The following is a 20,227-nucleotide window of genomic DNA, read 5'->3' on the forward strand; positions in this document are numbered from 1 at the left end:
GGCGCGAGTGGCGGAATTGGTAGACGCGCACGGTTCAGGTCCGTGTGCTGGAAACGGCGTGGGGGTTCAAGTCCCCCCTCGCGCACCAGGCGAGCAACAGGCCCCCGGAGGAATCCGGGGGCCTGTTGCGTTCCGCCCGCGCCCGCCCGGGCGAGACCCGGCGACCGGCCTGGAGGCACGGCTCGGCCCCGGCTCGTCGGTCGCGTCGTCCGCGGCTCATCCTGGTGCGTCCGACCGCCGCGCTACCGTGGCGGCGTGGACACCCCGATGACGAACGCACGCCCCGGCGAGACGGTCCCGGACGACCGGGGTCGCACGGGCCTCGACGCCGTCGGCCGTGACCTCGACCGCAACCCGCACGTGGTCGTCCACGACGTCGAGGTGGTCTCGAACGGCTGGCACGTGCTCCGCCGGACGACGCTCGACGTGCGGCGGCGCGACGGCCGGTGGGACCGCCAGCAGCGCGAGACCTACGACCGGGGGAACGGCGCCACGGTGCTGCCGCACGACCCGGAGCGCGACACCGTCCTGCTCACCCGGCAGTTCCGCTGGCCGGCGTACGTCAACGGCCACCCGGACGGCATGCTCGTGGAGGCCGCGGCGGGACTGCTCGACGAGGACGACCCGGAGACGGCGGTCCGGCGTGAGGCAGCGGAGGAGCTCGGCATCCGGCTCGGGGTGTTGACGAAGGTGTTCGACGCGTTCATGAGCCCCGGGTCCGTCACCGAGCGGGTGCACGGGTACGTCGGGGCGTACACGCCGGTGGACCGGGTGGGGGACGGCGGCGGCATCGAGGACGAGGGCGAGGACATCGACGTGCTCGAGCTCCCGGTGCGCGAGGCGCTCGCGATGGTCGACGACGGGCGGATCTCCGACGGCAAGACGATCATGCTGCTGCAGTGGCTCGCTCTGCACCGGAGCGCTCGGGGCTGACCCGACCCTTCGTCAGGCGCTCGCCCGCCAGACCACCTCGGTGGGCAGGATGAGCCCGTGCGGACCCTCGTCGGAGCCGGCGATCTGCTCGAGCACCTGTCGCGCTGCGTGCTCGCCGAGCGTCTTGGCCGGCTGCCGCACGGTCGACAGCGGCGGGTCGCAGCGGAGCGCCCACGCACTGTCGTCGAAGCCCACCACGCCGACGTCGCCGGGGACGGACCGACCGGCGCGCTGCAGGACGTCCATCGCCCCGGCGGCGACGGCGTCCGACGCCGCGAAGACCCCGTCGATGTCCGGCGCACGGTCGAGGAGCTCGCGCATGCCCTCGACGCCGGCCGTGTAGCTGAAGAGCGGGTTCGGGGCGACGAGCAGGGGGTCGAAGCGGTCGCCGAGCGCGGCCTCGAAGCCCGCGAGACGGTCCTGCCCGGAGTCGCGGTCGAGGCCGGACGCGAGCATGCCGATGCGCTGCCGTCCGGTCTCGACGAGTCGACTCGTGATCTCGTACGCGGCGGCGCGGTTGTCGATCGCGATGTACGAGGTGTTCGGCGCATCCGACGGGTGGCCGACGAAGCACGCGGGCAGCCCGATCTCCTCGACGGCCCGGGTCACGGCGTCGCCGTCGCGGGCGGAGAGCACGATCGCACCGTCGACGAACCCGCCGCGCAGGTACTCGACCACGCGCTCGTTGTCGCGGGCGGAGTCGACCATGATCGTCACGAGCTGCTGGTCGGCCTCGGACAGCACGGTGTTCGTGCCGATCAAGATGTTCCCGATGTTCGGGTCGTCGAGCACCTGGACCGAGGGCTCGTGGACGATGAGCGCGATCGCGCCGGAACGCCGCGTGACCAGGCTCCGGGCTGCGGCACTGCGGACGTAGCCGACGCGACGGACGGCCTCCTGGACGGCCTCGCGGGCCTTCGGCGACACGTACGGCTCGTCGTTGAGGACGCGGGAGACCGTGCCGCGCGAGAGGCCTGCCTCGTCCGCGACGTCCTGGATCGTGGCGCGGGAACGGGCGGCACGGACGTCGGACATGCGGCAAGCGTACCGACCGCTCTGCCTGGTCGATGACCGTGCCGTGTTGACATCGGCGGCGCGCTGGTGTTCACTCTGGGAGCGCTCCCAGAACTTCTCGGTCCCGATCGATCGCAGCGGACTGGGAGCGCTCCCAGAATCCTGGGTGACCTTCGCCGTCGAAGGGGTCGCACGCGGCCGGACGGCAGGACCGCCCCGACCAGCGAGGACTCCCGTGACCACCACCACCCAGCCGACCGTCGCCACCGGCGCGCTCGGGCTCGGCTCGACCGGCCTGGCGTTCGGGTGCGACTACAACCCCGAGCAGTGGGACCCCGAGGTCTGGGTCGAGGACGTCCGGCTCATGCGCGAGGCCGGCGTGAACCTCGTCGCGATCAACGTCTTCGGGTGGTCGCACGTCGAGCCGCGCCAGGGCGAGTACGACTTCAGCGCACTCGACCGCGTCATCGAGCTCCTGCACGACGCCGGCATCGGGGTCGACCTCGGCACCGGCACCGCCTCCACCCCGCCGTGGCTCACGACCGCGCACCCCGAGGTCCTGCCGGTCGTCGCCGACGGCACCACCCGCTGGCCCGGCGGACGCCAGGCGTTCTGCCCGAGCTCCCCGGTCTACCGCGAGCACGCACTCGCGCTCGTCCGTGCCACTGCCGAGCGGTACGGCGACCACCCGGCCGTGAAGCTCTGGCACGTCTCGAACGAGCTCGGCTGCCACAACGCCCACTGCTACTGCGACGTCTCCGCCGAGGCCTTCCGCACCTGGCTCCGGGCCCGCTACGGCTCCGTCGAGGAACTCAACGCCGCGTGGGGCACCGCGTTCTGGAGCCAGCGCTACTCCGCGTGGGAGCAGGTCCTGCCGCCCCGGGCCACGCTGTCCTCCACCAACCCCGGCCAGACGCTCGACTTCGACCGGTTCTCGTCCGACGAACTCCTCGCCCACCACCGCGCCGAGGCCGAGGTGCTCCGCAGCCTGAGCGACAAGCCCGTCACGACGAACTTCATGGTCGCCGCGCACATCACGGCGATGGACTACTGGACGTGGACCGGCGACATGGACGTCATCGCCAACGACCACTACCTCGACCACCGCCTGCCCCGGCCGCACGTCGAGCTCGCCTTCGCCGCCGACACCACGCGCGGTCTCGCCGGTGGCGCCCCGTGGCTCCTCATGGAGCACTCGACGGGCGCCGTGAACTGGCAGCCGCACAACGTGGCGAAGGCCCCTGGCGAGATGCTGCGGAACACCGCGGCGCACATCGCCCGCGGAGCCGACGGCGTCTGCTTCTTCCAGTGGCGTGCGTCCGTGCAGGGCAGCGAGAAGTTCCACTCCGCGCTGCTCCCGCACGCCGGCACCGACTCCCGCACCTGGCGTGACGTCGTCGAACTGGGTTCCCTGGTCGAACGGCTCGGCGAGCTCCGAGGGTCCCGCGTCACCGCGGACGTCGCGCTCGTGTTCAGCTGGGAGAACCAGTGGGCGGCCGACCTGGAGGCCCACCCCACCACCGCGCTCAAGTACCTGGAGCAGGTGCACGCGCTCCACGGCGCACTGTGGGACCTCGGCGTCACGGTCGACGTCGTCGCGCCGGGGGCACCCCTCGACGGGTACGCCGTCGTCCTCGTCCCCGAGCTGTACCTCGTCCGCGACGAGCACGCCGCGGTGATCGCCGACCACGTCGCCGGCGGAGGTCGAGCGGTCGTGACGTTCTTCAGCGGCATCGTCGACGAGCGCGACCGGGTCCGCCGCGGCGGCTACCCCGGGGCGTTCCGCGAGCTCCTCGGTGTCCGCGTCGACGAGTTCCTCCCGCTGCCCGCTGGCGGCGAGGTGCACCTGTCGGACGGGTCCGTCGGCACGGTGTGGCGCGAGCCGGTCGAGCTCCGCGGCGCCACGAGCGTCCTCGACTACACGGACGGCGAGGTCGCCGGATCACCAGCCGTCACCCGCAACGACCACGGGGCCGGAGCTGCCTGGTACGTCTCCACCGTCCTCGCCGCGGAGACGCTCCGAGGACTCCTCCGCGACGTCCTCGACGAGGCCGGGGTGTCGCCGGACCCCGCCGCCCAGCCGGGACTCGAGGTCGTCCGACGCCGTGACGACCAGCACGAGTGGGTGTTCCTGCTCAACCACACCGACCGGGCCGTCGAGCACCACGAGGCGGGCCACGAACTCGTCGCCGACCGCGCCGTCGCCGGCACCACGACCATCGCCCCCGGTGGCACCCAGATCATCCGCACGGACAGGAAGCGCCCATGACCACCACAGCCCAGCGACCCCGGGTCGCCCGACGTCGACGCGGCGGGGGCTTCCGGTACCGCCGCGCGATCGCGGTCTTCGTCACGCCGTTCGCCGTGCTCTTCACCGCGTTCTACCTCGTCCCGATCCTCTACGCGGTGTGGCAGTCGCTGCTGAAGATCGAGCGCCAGGGCACGTTCGGTGCCCCGACGCAGGTGTTCGGCGGCCTCAGCCAGTACGTGCTCGTGTTCCAGAACAGCGAGTTCTGGGGCTCGGTCCTCCGCGTGCTGCTGTTCGGCGTCGTGCAGGTCCCCGTGATGCTCGCGCTCGCCCTGGTCTTCGCGCTCCTGCTCGACTCCCCGCTCCTGCGCGGCAAGCGGTTCTTCCGCCTGGCGTTCTTCGCGCCGTACGCCGTCCCCGGGGTCATCGCCGCGATCATGTGGGGCTACCTCTACGCGCCGGACCTCTCGCCGTTCTCCGCCGTCACGTCGAAGGTCGACCTGCTCGGCTCCGGCACCGTCCTCTGGGCCGTCGCGAACGTCGTCACCTGGGTCTACGTCGGCTACAACATGCTGATCATCTACTCGTCGCTCCTCGCGATCCCGACCGAGATCTACGAGGCCGCGAAGCTCGACGGCGCCTCGCAGCTCCGCATCGCGCTCTCGATCAAGATCCCGATGGTGATCCCGGCGATCGTCCTCACCGCGGTGTTCTCGATCATCGGCACCCTCCAGCTCCTCACCGAGCCGACCGTGTTCCGGCAGTTCACCTCGACGATCTCGTCGACCTTCACGCCGAACATGCTCGTCTACTCGACCTCCTCGGTGCCGAACTTCAACCTCGCCGCGGCGTTCTCGGTCGTCCTCGCCGTCGCCACGTTCGTCCTGTCGATCGGGTTCCTCCGACTGACCCAGCGGAAGGCCGCCCAGTGACCGTCAACGCACCCTCCCGCCGCGACCTCGTGGTGGACGCAGGCCGACCGCTCGAGCCGAACCGTGCCTCCCGGCCGCACCAGCGCGGAGCGCGGGGACCGCGTGAGAGCGTCATCTCGCGCGGCACGGCGATGCTCGTCATGGGCGTCTTCACCGTCTACTTCCTGCTGCCGATCTTCTGGCTGCTGGTCTCGTCGACGAAGACGACCGCGAACTTCAACACGACGTTCTCGCTGTGGTTCAGCGCCTCCAGCGTGCAGGACTTCCTCGGCAACCTCGGCAGGCTCTTCACGTACCAGGACGGCGTCTACGTCCGGTGGATGCTCAACAGCATCGCCTACGCCGGCGTCGCCGGGCTCATCGGCACCGTGCTCTCCGCGATGTGCGGGTACGCACTCGCCAAGTACCGGTTCCGCGGCCGCGAGGCCCTCTTCAACGTGTTCCTCGGCGGCGTGCTCGTCCCGGCGACCGCGCTGGCCCTGCCGCTGTTCCTCATCTTCAGCCAGGTCGACCTGACCGACACGTTCTGGTCGGTGTTCCTGCCGAGCATCGTCAGCCCGTTCGGCGTGTACCTGTCGCGGCTGTTCGCGGCGTCGAGCGTGCCGGACGAGATCATCGAGGCCGCCCGCATCGACGGCTCCGGCGAGGTCCGCACCTTCTTCACCGTGGCCGTTCGGCTCATGTCGCCCGCACTCGTGACGATCTTCCTGTTCCAGTTCGTCGCGATCTGGAACAACTTCTTCCTGCCGCTCGTGATGCTCCGCGACTCGTCGCTGTTCCCCGTCACCCTCGGCCTCTACACGTGGAACTCGAGCGTGAACCAGTACCCGGACCTGCGCACCCTCGTGCTCATCGGGTCGTTCGTCTCGATCATCCCGCTGCTCATCGCGTTCCTCTCCCTCCAGCGGTTCTGGCGGTCCGGCCTCGGCGCCGGCGGCCTGAAGTAGCAGCATCCCCGACCCCGTCGCGGCTGTGATCCCCCAGCCGCAGCCGCGACGGCCTCCACCAGCACCACCGACCCTTCACCCACATCCGAACGGAAACAGCATGAAGACAACGAAGTTCCTCAGCGTCGCCGCCGTGGCGGTCGCCGCGACCGTGGCCCTCGCCGGCTGCAGCGCCGGCGGCAGCGGCTCCGGAGGCGGTTCCGACACCGCGGCCGCGAGCTGCAAGCCGTCGAGCGGCAAGGTCACGCTCGACTTCACCACCTGGGTCCCCAACATGGACAAGGTCGTGGCGATCTGGAACAAGGAGAACCCGGACATCCAGGTCAAGGTCTCCATCGTCGCGAACGGCAACAGCGGCACGTACCAGAACTTCTTCAACCAGCTGAAGGCGAAGCAGGCGCCGGACATCGGCCAGGTCGAGTACGACACGCTGCCGGCCTTCCGGGTGCAGGGCGGCCTCGAGGACATCGGCGCGTGCGCCGGCATCAGCGACGCGAAGAAGGACTTCTCCTCCGGCCTCTGGAACCAGGTCACCTTCGGCGAGTCGAAGTCGGTCTACGCCGTGCCGCAGGACTCCGGCCCGATGGCGCTGTACTACCGCAAGGACCTGTTCGAGAAGGCCGGCCTCGACGTGCCGAAGACCTGGGACGAGTACGCCGAGGACGCCGTGAAGATCAAGGCGATGGGCGGCAACATCACCAACTTCGCCAAGGGCGACGTCAACCAGTTCGCCGGACTCGTCTCGCAGGCCGGCGGCCAGTGGTTCTCGAACTCCGGCTCGGACTGGAACGTGAACCTCACCGACAGTGCGTCGAAGAAGGTCGCCGACTACTGGCAGGACCTCATCGACAAGAAGCTCGTCAACACGCTGCCGAGCTTCACCGACCAGTGGAACAACGCGTACGACAAGGGCCAGGACTGGACCTGGGTCTCCGCCGTCTGGGGAGCGAACACCATCTCGAGCGGTGCGCCCTCGACCTCGGGCAAGTGGGCCGTCGCGCCGATGCCGCAGTGGACCTCGGGTGAGACCAAGTCCGCTGCCTGGGGTGGCTCGTCCAACGTCGTCTTCACGGGCAGCAAGCACCCGGCCGAGGCGTCGAAGTTCCTCGTGTGGCTGAACACCTCGGAGGAGGCGCTCGCCGCCCTCAACAAGGAGGCCAACCTCTACCCGGCGTCCACCACCGGTGCCGACCTCCCGGCGCTGACCGAGGGGCTCCCCTTCTACGGCAACCAGAAGATCTACGAGGAGTTCGCGACCGCGGCGAAGGACATCCAGCCCTTCACCTGGGGTCCGACGATGACCCAGACCTACTCGGACGTGTCCGACGGGTTCGGCCAGGCGGCGTCCGGGAACGGCACGCTCCTCGAGGCGCTCGAGTCGGGGCAGTCCAAGACCGTGGCGGCGCTCAAGGCGCAGTCGATCCCGGTCAAGGGCTGACGCGCTGACGCGCTGACGGACGGGAGGCACGGTGCCGGCTGGCACCGTGCCTCCCGTCCGTCGTGTGGTCACGCTGGGATCGCACCGCGTCAGTGGGCGCCGCGCTTCCGCCGCGCCGCCGCGTGCTCGCGGTGCCGTGCGACGAACCACGCCGTGGCCCCGAGGAACGGGACGAACAGGACCACCAGCGTCCAGGCGAGACCACGACGACCCGTCAGCGCTCCTGCACGAGCGAGGGAGAGGAACGCGCCCAACGAGAGCACCACCGCCACGAGCGAGACGACCATCAACGTGCCGTCCAGCACGGTCGGTACGAGAGGGTTCACGATCAGCATCCTTCGATGTCCGTCACGGTGCTCGGTACCGCTGCTCTGCCGATGAGCAGCGTGAACTGTCAAACGACAGTGCGGGCCTGCCTGGTTCGCACCAGGAACGGGCATGGTGGACGGATGGTGATCGACCGACGCGAGCGACGACTGCGGAACGTCCAGACCCTGGCACTGGTCGGGCTCCTGGTGGCCGCGACGGCGTTGGCCGTCTTGTTGGTCGTCCTCGGTCTGCCGCAGCCGGTCGCCATCCCCATCAGCCTCGCCGCGTACTTCGTCGGCTGGCGCCGCATCCTGGCCGCGGTCCGCCGTCGGCGGGAGCGGAACCGGGAGGGACCGTGACGGTGCGCTAGGGTCGCGGCAGAGGGAAAACGTCCGTGGGCTCCGGCGCACGAGACCACGCACGCGTCTCACGGGAGTCGCCACTTCTCACCGAAGGAGTGCACCCCGTGCCCATCGACCGTCTCGTCCACCCGCCGTTCGACCCCGAGCTCGTCCCGTTCCTCGACGCGCTCGCCGCCCGCGGACCGTTCACCGTGACACCCGAGGCCCTGCCCCGGATGCGCCAGCTCGACGTCACCGAGGCCGAACTCGACGCCCGTCTCGAGAGCCGCGGGCTCGAACGGCGCAGCATCAGCGTGCCGGGACACCTCGGCGATCCGATCGACCTCGCCGTCATCCAGCGCCGAGGCCGCACCGGCACCGCACCGGTCGTGTACGCGATCCACGGCGGCGGCATGGTGTTCGGGCACCACCTCGGCAACCTCGACTCCTACGACCCGTGGCTCCTCGACCACAACGACGTCGTGCTCGTGAGCGTCGACTACCGCCTCGCGCCCGAGCACCCCGATCCGTACCCGGTCGAGGACTGCTACGCCGGACTGGTCTGGGTCGCGGAGCACGCCGAGGAGCTCGGGGTCGATCCGGAGCGCATCGTCGTCGCCGGCCAGAGCGCCGGGGGCGGACTCGCTGCCGGGACGGTCCTGCTCGCCCGTGACCGGCAGGGGCCGAACGTGCTCGCGCAGGTGCTCGTCTCGCCGATGCTCGACGACCGCGACGCGACGGTGTCGACCCGGCAGATCGACGGCGTCGGGGTCGCGGACCGGCAGCTCACGCGCTTCGGCTGGGACGCGTACCTCGGCGCCCGCCGCGCGACCGCCGACGTGTCCGAGTACGCCGCGCCGGCACGGGCGACGGACCTCGACGGGCTCCCGCCGACGTACCTCGACTGCGGCACCGCGGAGGTCTTCCGCGACGAGACGGTCGCCTACGCGAGCGCCCTCTGGGCCGCGGGCGTCGACGCGGAGCTGCACGTCTGGCCGGGGGCGTTCCACGGCTTCACGAGCATGGTCCCGGACGCGGCGGTGTCACGCCGCGCGGTCGCGGCGCTCGCCGACTGGACGGCGCGCGTCCTGGGGTGAGCGTTGCCACCTCCGGACTGGAGGCGCGGGGCGGGCCCGACCCGTGCCTCCAGTCCGGTGCGCGGTCGCGCTGCGCTCGCGCGGCGACGACGCTCAGCGCCGCAGGGTGGCCGCGTCGAGGCCGACGGCGCGGGCGATCGTGCTCCGGACGAGATCGTCACGCGTCGACCGGTCGAGGTGGTCGACGAGGGCGTAGCCGTTCGTGGCGTCGACGAGGGCGAAGAGCAGCCGTCCGACGGCCGCCGGGTCCTCGGCGTGCAGGACCCCGGCGCCCACCCCCGCCTCGACGACAGCGGTCGCGAGCCGCTGCCAGTCGTCCATGACGTCGCGCGCGGCGGCGGCGAGCACCGCGTTCGTCCGGCCGAGGCTCCAGGCGTCGGCCCAGAGGACGGCCACGTCGTCGCGGGCGGGATCGGTGACGGCGGTGACCAGGACGGCCAGCCGTGCGACCGGGTCGGCCTCGCGCGCCACGAGCCCGGCGACCTCGGCGACCTCGGCCGACGCGATCGAGCGGAACGTCTCGCCGACGAGGTCCTCCATCACCGGGCGGTAGTGCGCCACGAGTGAGGGGGCGACCCCGACGGCCGCGGCGACCCCGCGAAGCGTGACGGCGGTGAGGCCGTCGGTACGGGCGACCGCGGCGGCCGTCTCGGTGATCTGGGACTCCCGCTCGGCCGGGCTGAGGCGCCGGCGGGGCGGTGTGGTCGGCACGCGCACAGCCTAGACGGCAGCCACTCCGCCGGTGCCGGTCGTACCGGTGGCGCCGATCTGGCCGCCGCTGCCGTCGACGACGAACGCGGCCCAGAGGTCGGCGCGGGTGGCGAACGCGGAGAGGTCGCGGTCGAGCAGCCGGCCGGCGTGTTCCACCCGGGCGCGGGCGGTGTGCCGGTGGACGCCGAGGGCCTGCGCGGTGCGGTCGTACTCGCAGTTCTGCTCCAGCCAGGTCCGGACGGTCCGGGTGAGATCGGTCCCCGCGGCCCGGTCGTGGTCGAGCAGCGGGGCGAGGAACGCGCGTGCGACGGCCCCGGCGTCGACGTCGACGTGGGCCAGGTGGGCGAGCACCCCCTCACGGGCGAGGTCGCCGAACTCGGTCGTGCCGGGACGTCCTTCGCGGCGGCGGTCGAGCGCCTGCACGGCCTCGGTGCGGGCGCGGCCGAAGTACCGGTACGAGGCACCGTCGGACAGTCCGGCGTGCAGTTCGAAGCGGTCGACGAGGTCCTCGACCACCGCGGTGTCCTCCGCGCCGACGCAGAGGAAGAGCGCGTCGTCCACGGCGAAGAACAACCGGCCGGGGCGGTCCTGCACCCAGAGCTCGAGCAGGTCGACGACCGCGTCGAGGTCCTGGTCGGCCACGTCGACGGCCGCGATCCGCACCGGTTCCGCGGGCAACGGCCCCCAGACCTCGCGCGAGGTCGAGTCGACGACGGCCGGGTCCCCGACCGACAGCATCGTCAGGAGTCCGGTGCGCAGGAGCCCCCGGGCCCGGGCGAGCTCGCGGTTCTGCTGCAGGGCCAGTCCGGCGAGGGCGATGACGGCGGTGACGACCTCGCGGCCCGCCCGGTCGAGCGCCCCGCCGTTCTGGATCGCCAGCACACCGGCGAGGTGCCCGCCGCTGCCGAGCGTCTGGAGCGTGTACCCGGTGCGGTGCTCGGTGGTGACCGGCAGGCTCGCCCGCTGACCCGCGCGCAGGAGCCGCAGCGCCTCGGACCGCAGCACGTCGAGGTCGGTGACCGGGACGGCACCGTCGGGGAACCCGCGGTCGAGCCGCCCGGAGAGGTCGAAGAGCCCGACCCAGCCGTCGAGCTGCCGGGAGAGCTCGGCGATCGTCGCGCCGAGGCCGTCCGGCCGCATCGCCGCGAGCGAGATCGCCCGCTGTGCCGCGAGTGCCCATGCGTTCCGGGCGTTGGCCTCGCGGGACACCGCGTCGGCGTTCGCCTGCGCGACGGCGATGAACGACGTCTCGTAGGGCACCTCGAAGAGCGGCAGGCCGTGCGCGTCACAGGCCGCGACCAGCGACGCCGGGGTGCCGTTCCGGACGACCTCCGTGCCGAACCCGAGCGCGACGACGCCGCGCCGCCGGAGTCGGTCGACGTAGCCCTCGGCGACCTCCGCGTCCACCTCGGCGTCGCCGAACTGTGTGCCCGTCGTCAGCAGGCCCTGCCCGTCGGCGAGGAACGGCGTCGGGTCCTCGAGGTCGGAGCTGTGCAGCCAGGACAGCGGGGCGTCCAGCGCCGGGGCGTCGTCGCGCGTGAGCAGCCGGAGCCGGAGGTCGGCGCGGTGGAGCAGGGAACGCAGGGTCGCGGACATGGTCGGACTCTATCCGCTGTGGCGAACGAGGCCAGTACTGCTGTACGCCGTGGACGGTGGGGCTCCCGGCGTGAGGCTCCTACGATCGCCGCATGACCTCCACCGTCGCACCCTCGACCAGCGCCGCCACGGGCGGCCCCTCGCTGCCGCAGGAGCGCCGGCTCGTCACCGAGGTGCCGGGTCCCCGCTCCCGGGAGCTCATGGACCGCAAGCGCGCCGCGGTGGCCGCAGGCGTCGGGGTCGCGGTACCGATCGCGGTCGTCGCGGCCGGGGGCGGTGTCGTCGTCGACGCGGACGGCAACTCGTTCGTCGACCTCGGGTCCGGCATCGCCGTGACGAGCGTCGGCAACGCCCACCCCCGCGTGGTCGAGGCCGTGCAGCAGCAGGTCGCGTCGTTCACGCACACGTGCTTCACGATCGCGGCGTACGACGGCTACGTCGAGGTGGCCGAGGCCCTGAACCGGCTGACCCCCGGTGACCACGAGAAGCGGACGGCCCTGTTCAACTCCGGTGCCGAGGCCGTCGAGAACGCCGTGAAGATCGCGCGCAAGCACACCGGCAAGCAGGCCGTCGTGGTGTTCGACCACGCGTACCACGGTCGGACGAACCTCACGATGGCGCTGACGGCGAAGAACCAGCCGTACAAGAACGGCTTCGGCCCGTTCGCCCCCGAGGTCTACCGCGTCCCGATGTCCTACCCCTTCCGCGACGGCGGCCTGTCCGGCGCCGAGGCCGCGAAGCGCGCGATCATCCAGATCGAGAAGCAGGTCGGCGCCGAGAACACCGCGGCCGTGCTCATCGAGCCGATCCAGGGCGAGGGCGGCTTCGTCGTCCCCGCACCAGGGTTCCTGTCGGCGCTGTCCGAGTGGGCGACCGCGAACGGCGTCGTCTTCATCGCCGACGAGGTCCAGACCGGGTTCGCCCGCACCGGCGCGATGTTCGCCAGCGAGCACGAGGGCATCGTCCCCGACCTCGTCACGACCGCGAAGGGCATGGCCGGCGGGATGCCGCTCTCCGCCGTCACCGGTCGTGCCGACATCATGGACTCCGCGCACGTCGGCGGCCTCGGCGGCACGTACGGGGGCAACCCGGTCGCCTGCGCCGCCGCACTCGCCGCGATCGACGCCTTCGAGCACGACGGGCTCGTGGAGCGCGCGGCAGCCATCGGCGACCTCCTGCTCGGGCGCCTCCGTTCCGCGCAGGCCGAGGACCCCCGCATCGGCGACGTCCGGGGCCGCGGCGCCATGGTCGCGATCGAGCTCGTCGACCCGGAGACCGGTGAACCCGATGCCGCGCTCACCGGTCGTGTGGTCAAGTACGCGTACGAGCACGGTGTGATCGCGCTCACCGCGGGGACGTACGGCAACGTCCTCCGCTTCCTCCCCCCGCTCGCGATCGACGACGCCCTCCTCGGCGAAGGCCTGGACGTCGTCCTGGAAGGACTCGCCGCAGCATGACCGACACCCAGACCGACCTCAGCACCCGCACCGACGCCGAACGCGAGCTGCTCGCGAAGGTCCCCACGGGCCTCCTGGTCGACGGCACCTGGCAGCAGGCAGCCGACGGCGCGACGTTCCCCGTCGTCGACCCGTCCACAGGCGAGACGCTCCTCGAGATCGCCGATGCAACCCCCGAAGACGGTGTCCGTGCCATCGACGCCGCCGCAGCTGCCCAGCAGGCCTGGGCGTCGACCCCGCCGCGGCAGCGCGCCGAGGTCCTGCGGAAGGCGTTCGACCTGCTCCAGGAGCGCCGCGCGGACTTCGCGCTCCTCATGACGCTCGAGATGGGCAAGCCGCTCGCCGAGGCGAACGGCGAGGTCACGTACGGCGGCGAGTTCCTCCGCTGGTTCTCCGAGGAGGCCGTCCGGATCGGCGGCTCCTACGGCACCAACCCCGAGGGCTCCGGGCGCGCGATCGTCACCCACAAGCCCGTCGGTCCGACGTTCCTCATCACCCCGTGGAACTTCCCGCTCGCGATGGCGACGCGCAAGATCGCCCCCGCGCTCGCCGCCGGGTGCACCGCGGTCGTGAAGCCGGCCGAGCTCACCCCGCTCACGACCCTGCTGTTCGCGGACCTGCTGCTCGAGGCCGGGGTGCCCGCCGGGGTCGTCAACGTCGTCCCGACGAGCCACGCCGGCGCGCTCTCCGAACCGATCATCAACGACCCCCGGCTCCGGAAGCTGTCGTTCACGGGGTCGACCCCCGTCGGCCGGACACTGCTCGCGCAGGCCGCGCAGAACGTCCTCCGCACGAGCATGGAGCTCGGGGGCAACGCGCCGTTCCTCGTCTTCGAGGACGCCGACCTCGACCTCGCCGTCGAGGGTGCCCTCGCGGCGAAGTTCCGCAACACCGGGCAGGCGTGCACCGCGGCCAACCGGTTCATCGTGCAGGAGTCGGTCGCCGAGGAGTTCGCCCGGCGGCTCACGGAACGCGTCGAGGCGATGACCGTCGGCCGCGGCACCGAGGACGGCGTCGCCATCGGACCGCTCATCGACCAGCGCGCCGTCGACAAGGCGCACCGGCTCGTGACCGACGCCCTCGACCGGGGCGCCACCCTCCGCACCGGCGGCCAGCCCGTGGACGGCCCCGGGACGTTCTACGCGCCGACGGTGATCACCGACGTGCAGCCCGGCAGCGACCTGCTCCGCGACGAGATCTTCGGACCGGTCCTCGCGATCCGCACCTTCTCCTCCGAGGACGAGGGCATCGCCGCGGCGAACGACACCGAGTACGGCCTCGTCGGGTACGCGTTCACCGAGGACCCCGCCCGCGGACAGCGGCTCATGGAGCGGCTCGAGACCGGCATGCTCGGGCTGAACACCGGCATCGTGTCGAACGCCTCCGCCCCGTTCGGCGGCGTCAAGCAGTCCGGGCTCGGCCGCGAGGGCGGCGGCGAGGGCCTGCACGAGTACCTCGAGACCATGTACACACTGACGCCCGACCCGTTCGGGCGCACGAAGGGAACGCAGCGATGACCATCGAGAAGGACGTCGTCGTCATCGGCGCCGGGGTGACCGGACTCGTCGCCGCGAACCGTCTCGTCGCGCAGGGCCGGAGCGTCGCCGTGCTCGAGGCCCGTGACCGCGTCGGCGGCCGGACGTGGACGAACGACATCGAGGGCGTCACGCTCGAGATCGGCGGGCAGTGGGTCTCCCCGGACCAGACCGCCCTGCTCGAGACGCTCGACCAGCTCGGGCTCGCGACGTACGACCGGTACCGCGAGGGCTCGAGCGTCTACATCGACCAGCACGGCTCCCGCACCGAGTACACCGGCGACATCTTCCCGCTGCCCGAGGCCACCGCGACCGAGATCGAACGGCTCGTGGCCGTCGTGGACGAGTACGTCGCGAAGGTCGACCCGTCGCGGCCGTGGGAGACCCCCGACGCCGCAGTGCTCGACGAGGTCTCCTTCCGCGAGTGGCTCCGGCGGCTCAGCGACGACCGGGTCGCGACCGAGAACGTCGAGCTCTTCATCGCCGGCGCCATGCTGACCAAGCCCGCGCACACCTTCTCCGCGCTGCAGGCCCTGCTCATGGCGGCCTCGGCGGGCAGCTTCTCGAACCTCGTCGATGCCGACTTCATCCTCGACAAGCGCGTCGTCGGCGGGATGCAGCAGGTCTCAGAACGCCTCGCCGCGAAGCTCGGCGACGACGTGCACCTGAACGCCCCGGTCCGGACGCTCCGCTGGGACGACGAGGGCGTGGTCGCGATCGCGGACGGCGGCATCGAGGTGCGGGCACGGCAGGCCCTCGTGGCCGTCCCGCCGCCCCTCTACTCGCGGATCTCCTACGAGCCGCCGCTGCCCCGACGGCAGCACCAGCTCCACCAGCACCTCTCGATGGGCTTCGTGATCAAGGTGCACGCCGTCTACGACCGGCCGTTCTGGCGGGGCGCGGGGCTGTCCGGCACCGCGTTCAGCCCGTACGAGCTCGTGCACGAGGCGTACGACAACTCGATGCACGGCTCGGAGCAGGGCACGCTCGTCGGGTTCGTCTCCGACCAGCACGCGGACGACGTCTTCGCGCTGTCGGCGGAGGAACGCAAGGCCCGCGTGCTCGACTCGCTCGCGCACTACTACGGTGACGAGGCGCGCCGCCCGGTCGTCTACTACGAGAGCGACTGGGGCACCGAGGAGTGGACCCGTGGCGCCTACGCCGCGAGCTTCGACCTCGGCGGGCTCGTCCGGTACGGCGCCGACCAGCGCGCGGCCGTCGGACCGCTGCGGTTCGCGTCGAGCGACCTCGCCGGGCACGGGTACCAGCACGTGGACGGGGCGGTGCGGATCGGTCGCGAGGCGGCCGCCGAGATCCTCGCGGCTCTGCCGCAGCCGGCGGTGCGGTAGACGGGACCGGACGACGGCCGGGAGGCGCGGTGCCTGCCCGCACCGCGCCTCCAGTCCTCCTCCTGGTCACCTGGATGGGTGTGACGCGCGCCGCGCGTAGCGTCCCGGCCATGAGCGACACGAGCAGCAGCCAGCCGTCCGACGCCGAGCGCGAGTACACCGAGGACCTGCCGGACGGATCGCCGTCGGGCGACGCGACCGAGGACCCGTCGCAGGACAGCGACCACGACTCGGGCGGTGAGCCCGAGGAGCCGCAGGCGGACTAGTCCGTCACTCGCTGGCGCGGATCGGCTCGCCCGTCTCCGGGTCCCAGCCGACCACGCGCGGCTGCTGCGCCTTCGGAGCGCGAGCCGGACGCGGCGGGAACCAGGCCCGCGCCGGCGGGAGGTACGGGAGCACCCCGGCGACGGCCGCGGCCACGCGCTCGGCGGTGGTCAGGCCGTACGGCGGGACCACCGCGTTCAGCAGGCCGAACGCCGCGAGCACCGCGAGCCAGAAGCGTGCGCGGCCGGAGCCCCGCGCCAGTCGGATCGCTCCGAAGGCGACGAACCCGATGAGCCCGAGCCCGATGACGTACCCGGCGACGGACCACGGCCCGTACTGCGCGGCGGTCCGGCCGATCACCAGGGTGCTGCCGATGAGCTGGGCGGCGGAGACCAGCAGCCAGAGCACGACGGCAGCGGTCACGAGGGCGGGGCGGGAGCGCGGAGCACCGGTGGTCACGAGCCGATCCTACGACCGGCCGACCCGCCCGGGGTACGTCGTCCGGCACAGGTCACAGTGACCGACCGGTACAAGGACGACATGACCACTTCCTCCCGCACCCCGCTCGGCGTGACGCTCGTCGACGGCGGCGCGAACGTCGCACTCTTCTCCAGCACCGCCGAGCGCGTCGAGTTCTGCCGCTTCGACGAGGACGGCACCGAACACCGCACCGAACTCACGAACCGCACCGGGTACACCTTCCACGACGTCGTCCCGGACGTCACCGTCGGTACCCGCTACGGCTTCCGCGTGCACGGTGCGTGGGACCCCGCGAACGGCCTGCGGCACAACCCGGCCAAGCTCCTGCTCGACCCCTACGCGACCGCGATCGACGGCACGTACGAGTGGGGCCAGGCACTGTTCGGGCACGACATGGACCAGCCGGACCAGCTCGACGACACCGACTCCGCGAGCGCGATGCCGAAGTCCGTCGTCGCCGACCGCGCGTTCGACTGGGCCGGCGACACCCGACCCGGGACGTCCTACGCCGACACCGTCGTGTACGAGGTGCACGTCAAGGGGTTCACGAAGCAGCACCCCGACGTCCCCGAGGAGATCCGCGGCACCTACGCCGGCCTCGCGCACCCGGCAGCGATCAAGCACCTCACCGACCTCGGCGTCACCGCCGTCGAACTCCTGCCCACGCACCAGTTCGTCCAGGACTCGACCCTCGCGGACAAGGGCCTCCGGAACTACTGGGGCTACAACTCCATCGGGTTCTTCGCCCCGCACGACGAGTACTCGTCCTCCGGCACTGCCGGCCAGCAGGTGACCGAGTTCAAGGAGATGGTCAAGGCCCTGCACGCCGCCGGGCTCGAGGTCATCATGGACGTCGTCTACAACCACACCGCCGAGGGCAACCACATGGGCCCGACGCTGTCGTTCAAGGGCATCGACAACCAGGCGTACTACCGGTTGGTCGAGGGTGACGAGGCGAACTACTTCGACACCACCGGCACCGGCAACAGCCTCAACGTGTCGCACCCGTCCGCGCTCGGGCTCATCACCGACTCGCTCCGTTACTGGGTCGAGGAGATGCACGTCGACGGCTTCCGCTTCGACCTCGCCACCACCCTGACCCGGCAGGACGGCGAGGCCGAGAAGCACTCCGCGTTCCTCGACATCGTCCACCAGGACCCGGTGCTCCGCGAGGTCAAGATGATCGCCGAGCCGTGGGACACCGCGGGCTACCAGGTGGGCGGGTTCCCCGCTGACTGGTCGGAGTGGAACGGCAAGTACCGCGACGACCTCCGCGCGTTCTGGCGCGGCGACGAGGGCACCCTCGGCGAGGCCGTCCAGCGCGTCCTCGGCAGCCCCGACGTGTACGAGGGGTCCCGGCGCTCGCCGCTGTGCTCCGTCGACTTCATCACCGCGCACGACGGCTTCACCCTCGCCGACCTGACGATGTACGCCGAGAAGCACAACGAGGCGAACGGCGAGGACAACAACGACGGCGAGAGCGACAACGCGTCGTTCAACGGCGGGGTCGAGGGGCCGACCGACGACGGCGCGGTGAACGACTACCGCGATCGCCAGCGCCGCAACTTCCTCGGCACGCTGATGCTCTCCGCCGGGGTGCCGATGATCCTCGGCGGCGACGAGATCGCGCGCTCGCAGGGCGGCAACAACAACGCGTACTGCCAGGACGACGAGATCTCCTGGTTCGACTGGGCAGCCGCCGACCAGGACCTCCTCGCGTTCGCGACGGCTGCGATCGCCTTCCGCCGCGAGCACCCGGCGCTCCGGCCCGAGTGGTACCGCACCGCCCCCGGTGACTCCGACTCGACCGTGCAGGTACTCCGAGCCGACGCGCAGGGCTTCGAGGACGCCGACTGGGCCGACGGGGGCAACCGGGCGGTCACGCTCGTGCTGACCCGTGGTGACGACGCCGTGGCGGTGCTCCTCAACGCCTCGGACACGACCGTCGAGTTCACGCTGCCGGAGAAGCCGGGTGGCGGGAGCTGGGCGCTCGGGCTGTCGAGTGACCAGGAGCAGGCGGTCGGCGGCGACGCCACGACCGTGCTGGTGCGGGACGCGTCCTTCACGGCGCTGGTCTAGACCACAGGACTGGAGGCGCGGTGCCAGCCGGCACCGCGCCTCCAGTCCGTCGTCCTGCCTGATCGGGGCCGTCGGCCGATGCGGAGCCCAGCCATCTCGCGCTGTACCGGGCGACGGCGGCGTGCATCTGGTCGTCCGAGAAGTCGCGCTTGATGATGCGCTCGACGCCGACCCGTTGCTGCCGCAAGGCGTGCAGGACCTGCGATGCGCTCTTCGTGCCGTCACGGATCAGCCTGCCTCCACTCGATCGCGCTTCCGCCGTTCTCTTCCTCACCAGGACAACGCTATGTCAACGGTGAAATGTCAGCAAGCGGCTGACGGGGAGGAAGAGATGGTCACCAGAATGATCACCAAGTCTGCCGCCGTCCTCGGCGGGGCGGTGCTGATCGGTGCCGCGACCACGGCGCCGGCGAGTGCTTCGGCGGGCTTGTCCGAGGTACGCGAGTTCGAGCGCGCCCTCACTGCGGCGTCAGCGCCGTACGACGCGGCGGCGGACGGGGGATCGAACGCACGGGGTGGCTTCGCTTCCCGGCCGGTCGGCTCGTTCTCATGGAGCTGGAAAGGCACGACGATCAACGTGCCCGCAGGGTGCTTCTTGAACATGTCGGTCCGGGGCAGTGGTCTGAACCTGAGCGGCACCACGACTGGCGTTGACTGCATCGGTCCTGCGGCGATCGTCCCCGGCATGTTCTGCAACTGGAGCGGCCGGTACCAGTTCAAGGACACGTCGGATCGTGTCTACGCGACGGAGACCACGTCCGTGCGATCTGGATGCGGGCAGGCCTCGTTCCACATCCCCGGGGCGAAGAAGCGCACGATGCGGGCGGGCAGCATCTGCGTGCAGTTCCGGAACAACGGCGTCGTTCGCGGAACCACTTGCATGGCGGTCTTCAAGTAAGGAGCCGACGGTGTGGCGGTGCTGACGTGCGAGTCAGTGCCGCCACCGCCGGATCACGACTCGACCGGCGACGAGCAGGGCGACGAACGCCCCGGACACGACGCTGCCCTGGATGAGGGCGGAGAGGCCAGCGTTCAACGTGCCTCCGCAGAACAGCACGATGAGCACTGTCCCCGCAGCTGCGCAGGAGATCGCGGCGACGGTGCGGCGGCGTGCTCCTGATCGCTCGGCCCCCACTCCGCATGCGAGGGTCAGGATCGGGGTCACGGCCAGCAGTGACAACGGTCCATCGAAGAGCATCGCTCCCGCGACGGCAGCGAGCGGGATCGCGAGTGCCGTGCGGGTCCAGGTCCTCCCATCCCAAGGCACGGGAGGCAGGCCGCGGAGGCGGGTGAGGAGGAGTGAACCGACGGTGACCACGACGCTCGCTACGAGTATGACCTCGCCTATTCCCCACCACAGTGCCGAGCTCGATCCCGTCGCGGACAGGCCGAGCATCGTGCCCCCGGCGATCACGGGCATTGCCGTCGAAGGGCTGATGCTCTCACGAGCGAATGATGCGATCCGCGGCATGATACGAAACATACCGGATGTGACAG

The 20,227-nt window shown here is 71.4% G+C and carries 19 protein-coding genes and 1 tRNA gene; 14 read left to right on the top strand and 6 right to left on the bottom strand.

Annotated features, from left to right (window positions below):
* The first annotated feature begins 1 nt into the window (after nt 1).
* Nucleotides 2–88 (top strand) — tRNA-Leu (locus tag ACRQ4C_RS00400).
* A gap of 179 nt (nt 89–267) precedes the next feature.
* Nucleotides 268–933 (top strand): NUDIX domain-containing protein, encoded by a 666-nt coding sequence (locus tag ACRQ4C_RS00405; protein ID WP_439690928.1) that lies wholly within the window; start codon nt 268–270, stop codon nt 931–933.
* Between the two features lie 12 nt (nt 934–945).
* On the opposite strand, the gene ACRQ4C_RS00410 is transcribed toward ACRQ4C_RS00405, so the two are convergent.
* A complete protein-coding gene (locus ACRQ4C_RS00410; protein ID WP_290133359.1) occupies nt 946–1,968 on the bottom strand; it encodes a LacI family DNA-binding transcriptional regulator in 1,023 nt (340 codons plus the stop codon).
* A gap of 214 nt (nt 1,969–2,182) precedes the next feature.
* Between ACRQ4C_RS00410 and ACRQ4C_RS00415 the strand changes: the two genes are divergently transcribed.
* From ACRQ4C_RS00415 to ACRQ4C_RS00430, 4 genes are all read left to right on the top strand, one after another.
* Nucleotides 2,183–4,216, top strand: coding sequence for a beta-galactosidase (locus ACRQ4C_RS00415; RefSeq protein ID WP_439689637.1), 2,034 nt, complete (start codon nt 2,183–2,185; stop codon nt 4,214–4,216).
* A complete protein-coding gene (locus ACRQ4C_RS00420) occupies nt 4,213–5,127 on the top strand; it encodes a carbohydrate ABC transporter permease (protein WP_400411550.1) in 915 nt (304 codons plus the stop codon). The genes ACRQ4C_RS00415 and ACRQ4C_RS00420 overlap by 4 nt, the downstream gene beginning before the upstream one ends.
* On the top strand, nt 5,124–6,074 hold the full coding sequence (locus ACRQ4C_RS00425) for a carbohydrate ABC transporter permease (protein ID WP_439689638.1): 951 nt from the start codon (nt 5,124–5,126) through the stop codon (nt 6,072–6,074). The genes ACRQ4C_RS00420 and ACRQ4C_RS00425 overlap by 4 nt, the downstream gene beginning before the upstream one ends.
* Nucleotides 6,075–6,174: 100 nt before the next feature.
* The gene (locus tag ACRQ4C_RS00430) at nt 6,175–7,512 is read left to right on the top strand and encodes an ABC transporter substrate-binding protein (protein WP_439689639.1); all 1,338 of its coding nucleotides are present in this window, start codon (nt 6,175–6,177) and stop codon (nt 7,510–7,512) included.
* Nucleotides 7,513–7,601: 89 nt separating this feature from the next.
* Here the strand turns inward: ACRQ4C_RS00430 and ACRQ4C_RS00435 are convergent, their stop codons facing one another.
* Nucleotides 7,602–7,838 (bottom strand): PLDc N-terminal domain-containing protein, encoded by a 237-nt coding sequence (locus tag ACRQ4C_RS00435; RefSeq protein ID WP_439689640.1) that lies wholly within the window; start codon nt 7,836–7,838, stop codon nt 7,602–7,604.
* 123 nt (nt 7,839–7,961) lie between these two features.
* Between ACRQ4C_RS00435 and ACRQ4C_RS00440 the strand changes: the two genes are divergently transcribed.
* Both ACRQ4C_RS00440 and ACRQ4C_RS00445 read left to right on the top strand, forming a co-directional pair.
* Nucleotides 7,962–8,180: a hypothetical protein gene (locus ACRQ4C_RS00440; protein WP_439689641.1), complete on the top strand. Its 219-nt coding sequence runs from the start codon at nt 7,962–7,964 to the stop codon at nt 8,178–8,180.
* A 107-nt stretch (nt 8,181–8,287) separates the two neighbouring features.
* Nucleotides 8,288–9,259 (top strand): alpha/beta hydrolase, encoded by a 972-nt coding sequence (locus ACRQ4C_RS00445; RefSeq protein ID WP_439689642.1) that lies wholly within the window; start codon nt 8,288–8,290, stop codon nt 9,257–9,259.
* 93 nt (nt 9,260–9,352) lie between these two features.
* Here ACRQ4C_RS00445 and ACRQ4C_RS00450 read toward each other — a convergent pair whose 3' ends face one another.
* On the bottom strand, nt 9,353–9,970 hold the full coding sequence (locus tag ACRQ4C_RS00450) for a TetR/AcrR family transcriptional regulator (protein ID WP_439689643.1): 618 nt from the start codon (nt 9,968–9,970) through the stop codon (nt 9,353–9,355).
* Between the two features lie 9 nt (nt 9,971–9,979).
* Entirely contained in the window at nt 9,980–11,566 is a 1,587-nt protein-coding gene (locus tag ACRQ4C_RS00455) for a PucR family transcriptional regulator (protein WP_439689644.1), read from the bottom strand.
* A gap of 92 nt (nt 11,567–11,658) precedes the next feature.
* Here ACRQ4C_RS00455 and gabT point away from each other — a divergent pair, with 92 nt between their 5' ends.
* The 4 genes from gabT to ACRQ4C_RS00475 all read left to right on the top strand — a co-directional run bounded on the left by gabT (nt 11,659) and on the right by ACRQ4C_RS00475 (nt 16,173).
* The gene (gene gabT / locus ACRQ4C_RS00460; protein ID WP_439689645.1) at nt 11,659–13,023 is read left to right on the top strand and encodes a 4-aminobutyrate--2-oxoglutarate transaminase; all 1,365 of its coding nucleotides are present in this window, start codon (nt 11,659–11,661) and stop codon (nt 13,021–13,023) included.
* The gene (locus ACRQ4C_RS00465; RefSeq protein WP_439689646.1) at nt 13,020–14,540 is read left to right on the top strand and encodes an NAD-dependent succinate-semialdehyde dehydrogenase; all 1,521 of its coding nucleotides are present in this window, start codon (nt 13,020–13,022) and stop codon (nt 14,538–14,540) included. Before gabT ends, ACRQ4C_RS00465 begins: the two co-directional genes overlap by 4 nt.
* Nucleotides 14,537–15,907, top strand: a complete 1,371-nt coding sequence (locus ACRQ4C_RS00470; protein WP_439689647.1) for a flavin monoamine oxidase family protein — start codon at nt 14,537–14,539, stop codon at nt 15,905–15,907. Before ACRQ4C_RS00465 ends, ACRQ4C_RS00470 begins: the two co-directional genes overlap by 4 nt.
* A gap of 110 nt (nt 15,908–16,017) precedes the next feature.
* Nucleotides 16,018–16,173: a hypothetical protein gene (locus ACRQ4C_RS00475; protein ID WP_439689648.1), complete on the top strand. Its 156-nt coding sequence runs from the start codon at nt 16,018–16,020 to the stop codon at nt 16,171–16,173.
* A 4-nt stretch (nt 16,174–16,177) separates the two neighbouring features.
* On the opposite strand, the gene ACRQ4C_RS00480 is transcribed toward ACRQ4C_RS00475, so the two are convergent.
* Nucleotides 16,178–16,630: a hypothetical protein gene (locus ACRQ4C_RS00480; protein ID WP_439689649.1), complete on the bottom strand. Its 453-nt coding sequence runs from the start codon at nt 16,628–16,630 to the stop codon at nt 16,178–16,180.
* Nucleotides 16,631–16,711: 81 nt separating this feature from the next.
* On the opposite strand from ACRQ4C_RS00480, the gene glgX reads away from it, so the two are divergent.
* Both glgX and ACRQ4C_RS00490 read left to right on the top strand, forming a co-directional pair.
* Nucleotides 16,712–18,730, top strand: a complete 2,019-nt coding sequence (gene glgX / locus ACRQ4C_RS00485; RefSeq protein ID WP_439689650.1) for a glycogen debranching protein GlgX — start codon at nt 16,712–16,714, stop codon at nt 18,728–18,730.
* Between the two features lie 121 nt (nt 18,731–18,851).
* Entirely contained in the window at nt 18,852–19,628 is a 777-nt protein-coding gene (locus ACRQ4C_RS00490) for a hypothetical protein (RefSeq protein ID WP_439689651.1), read from the top strand.
* A 33-nt stretch (nt 19,629–19,661) separates the two neighbouring features.
* Here ACRQ4C_RS00490 and ACRQ4C_RS00495 read toward each other — a convergent pair whose 3' ends face one another.
* Nucleotides 19,662–20,150, bottom strand: coding sequence for a hypothetical protein (locus ACRQ4C_RS00495; RefSeq protein WP_439689652.1), 489 nt, complete (start codon nt 20,148–20,150; stop codon nt 19,662–19,664).
* Nucleotides 20,151–20,227 lie beyond the last annotated feature (77 nt).

The organism is Curtobacterium sp. SP.BCp, assembly GCF_051903255.1.
Taxonomy (GTDB): domain Bacteria; phylum Actinomycetota; class Actinomycetes; order Actinomycetales; family Microbacteriaceae; genus Curtobacterium.

Excerpts from the sequence above, each read along its gene's own strand:
- ACRQ4C_RS00405 (WP_439690928.1), top strand. The coding sequence starts at position 268 with ATGACGAACGCACGCCCCGGCGAGACGGTCCCGGACGACCGGGGTCGC.
- ACRQ4C_RS00410 (WP_290133359.1), bottom strand. The coding sequence starts at position 1,968 with ATGTCCGACGTCCGTGCCGCCCGTTCCCGCGCCACGATCCAGGACGTC.
- ACRQ4C_RS00420 (WP_400411550.1), top strand. The coding sequence starts at position 4,213 with ATGACCACCACAGCCCAGCGACCCCGGGTCGCCCGACGTCGACGCGGC.
- ACRQ4C_RS00430 (WP_439689639.1), top strand. The coding sequence starts at position 6,175 with ATGAAGACAACGAAGTTCCTCAGCGTCGCCGCCGTGGCGGTCGCCGCG.
- ACRQ4C_RS00440 (WP_439689641.1), top strand. The coding sequence starts at position 7,962 with ATGGTGATCGACCGACGCGAGCGACGACTGCGGAACGTCCAGACCCTG.
- ACRQ4C_RS00455 (WP_439689644.1), bottom strand. The coding sequence starts at position 11,566 with ATGTCCGCGACCCTGCGTTCCCTGCTCCACCGCGCCGACCTCCGGCTC.
- gabT (WP_439689645.1), top strand. The coding sequence starts at position 11,659 with ATGACCTCCACCGTCGCACCCTCGACCAGCGCCGCCACGGGCGGCCCC.
- ACRQ4C_RS00465 (WP_439689646.1), top strand. The coding sequence starts at position 13,020 with ATGACCGACACCCAGACCGACCTCAGCACCCGCACCGACGCCGAACGC.
- ACRQ4C_RS00470 (WP_439689647.1), top strand. The coding sequence starts at position 14,537 with ATGACCATCGAGAAGGACGTCGTCGTCATCGGCGCCGGGGTGACCGGA.
- ACRQ4C_RS00475 (WP_439689648.1), top strand. The coding sequence starts at position 16,018 with ATGAGCGACACGAGCAGCAGCCAGCCGTCCGACGCCGAGCGCGAGTAC.
- glgX (WP_439689650.1), top strand. The coding sequence starts at position 16,712 with ATGACCACTTCCTCCCGCACCCCGCTCGGCGTGACGCTCGTCGACGGC.
- ACRQ4C_RS00495 (WP_439689652.1), bottom strand. The coding sequence starts at position 20,150 with ATGCCCGTGATCGCCGGGGGCACGATGCTCGGCCTGTCCGCGACGGGA.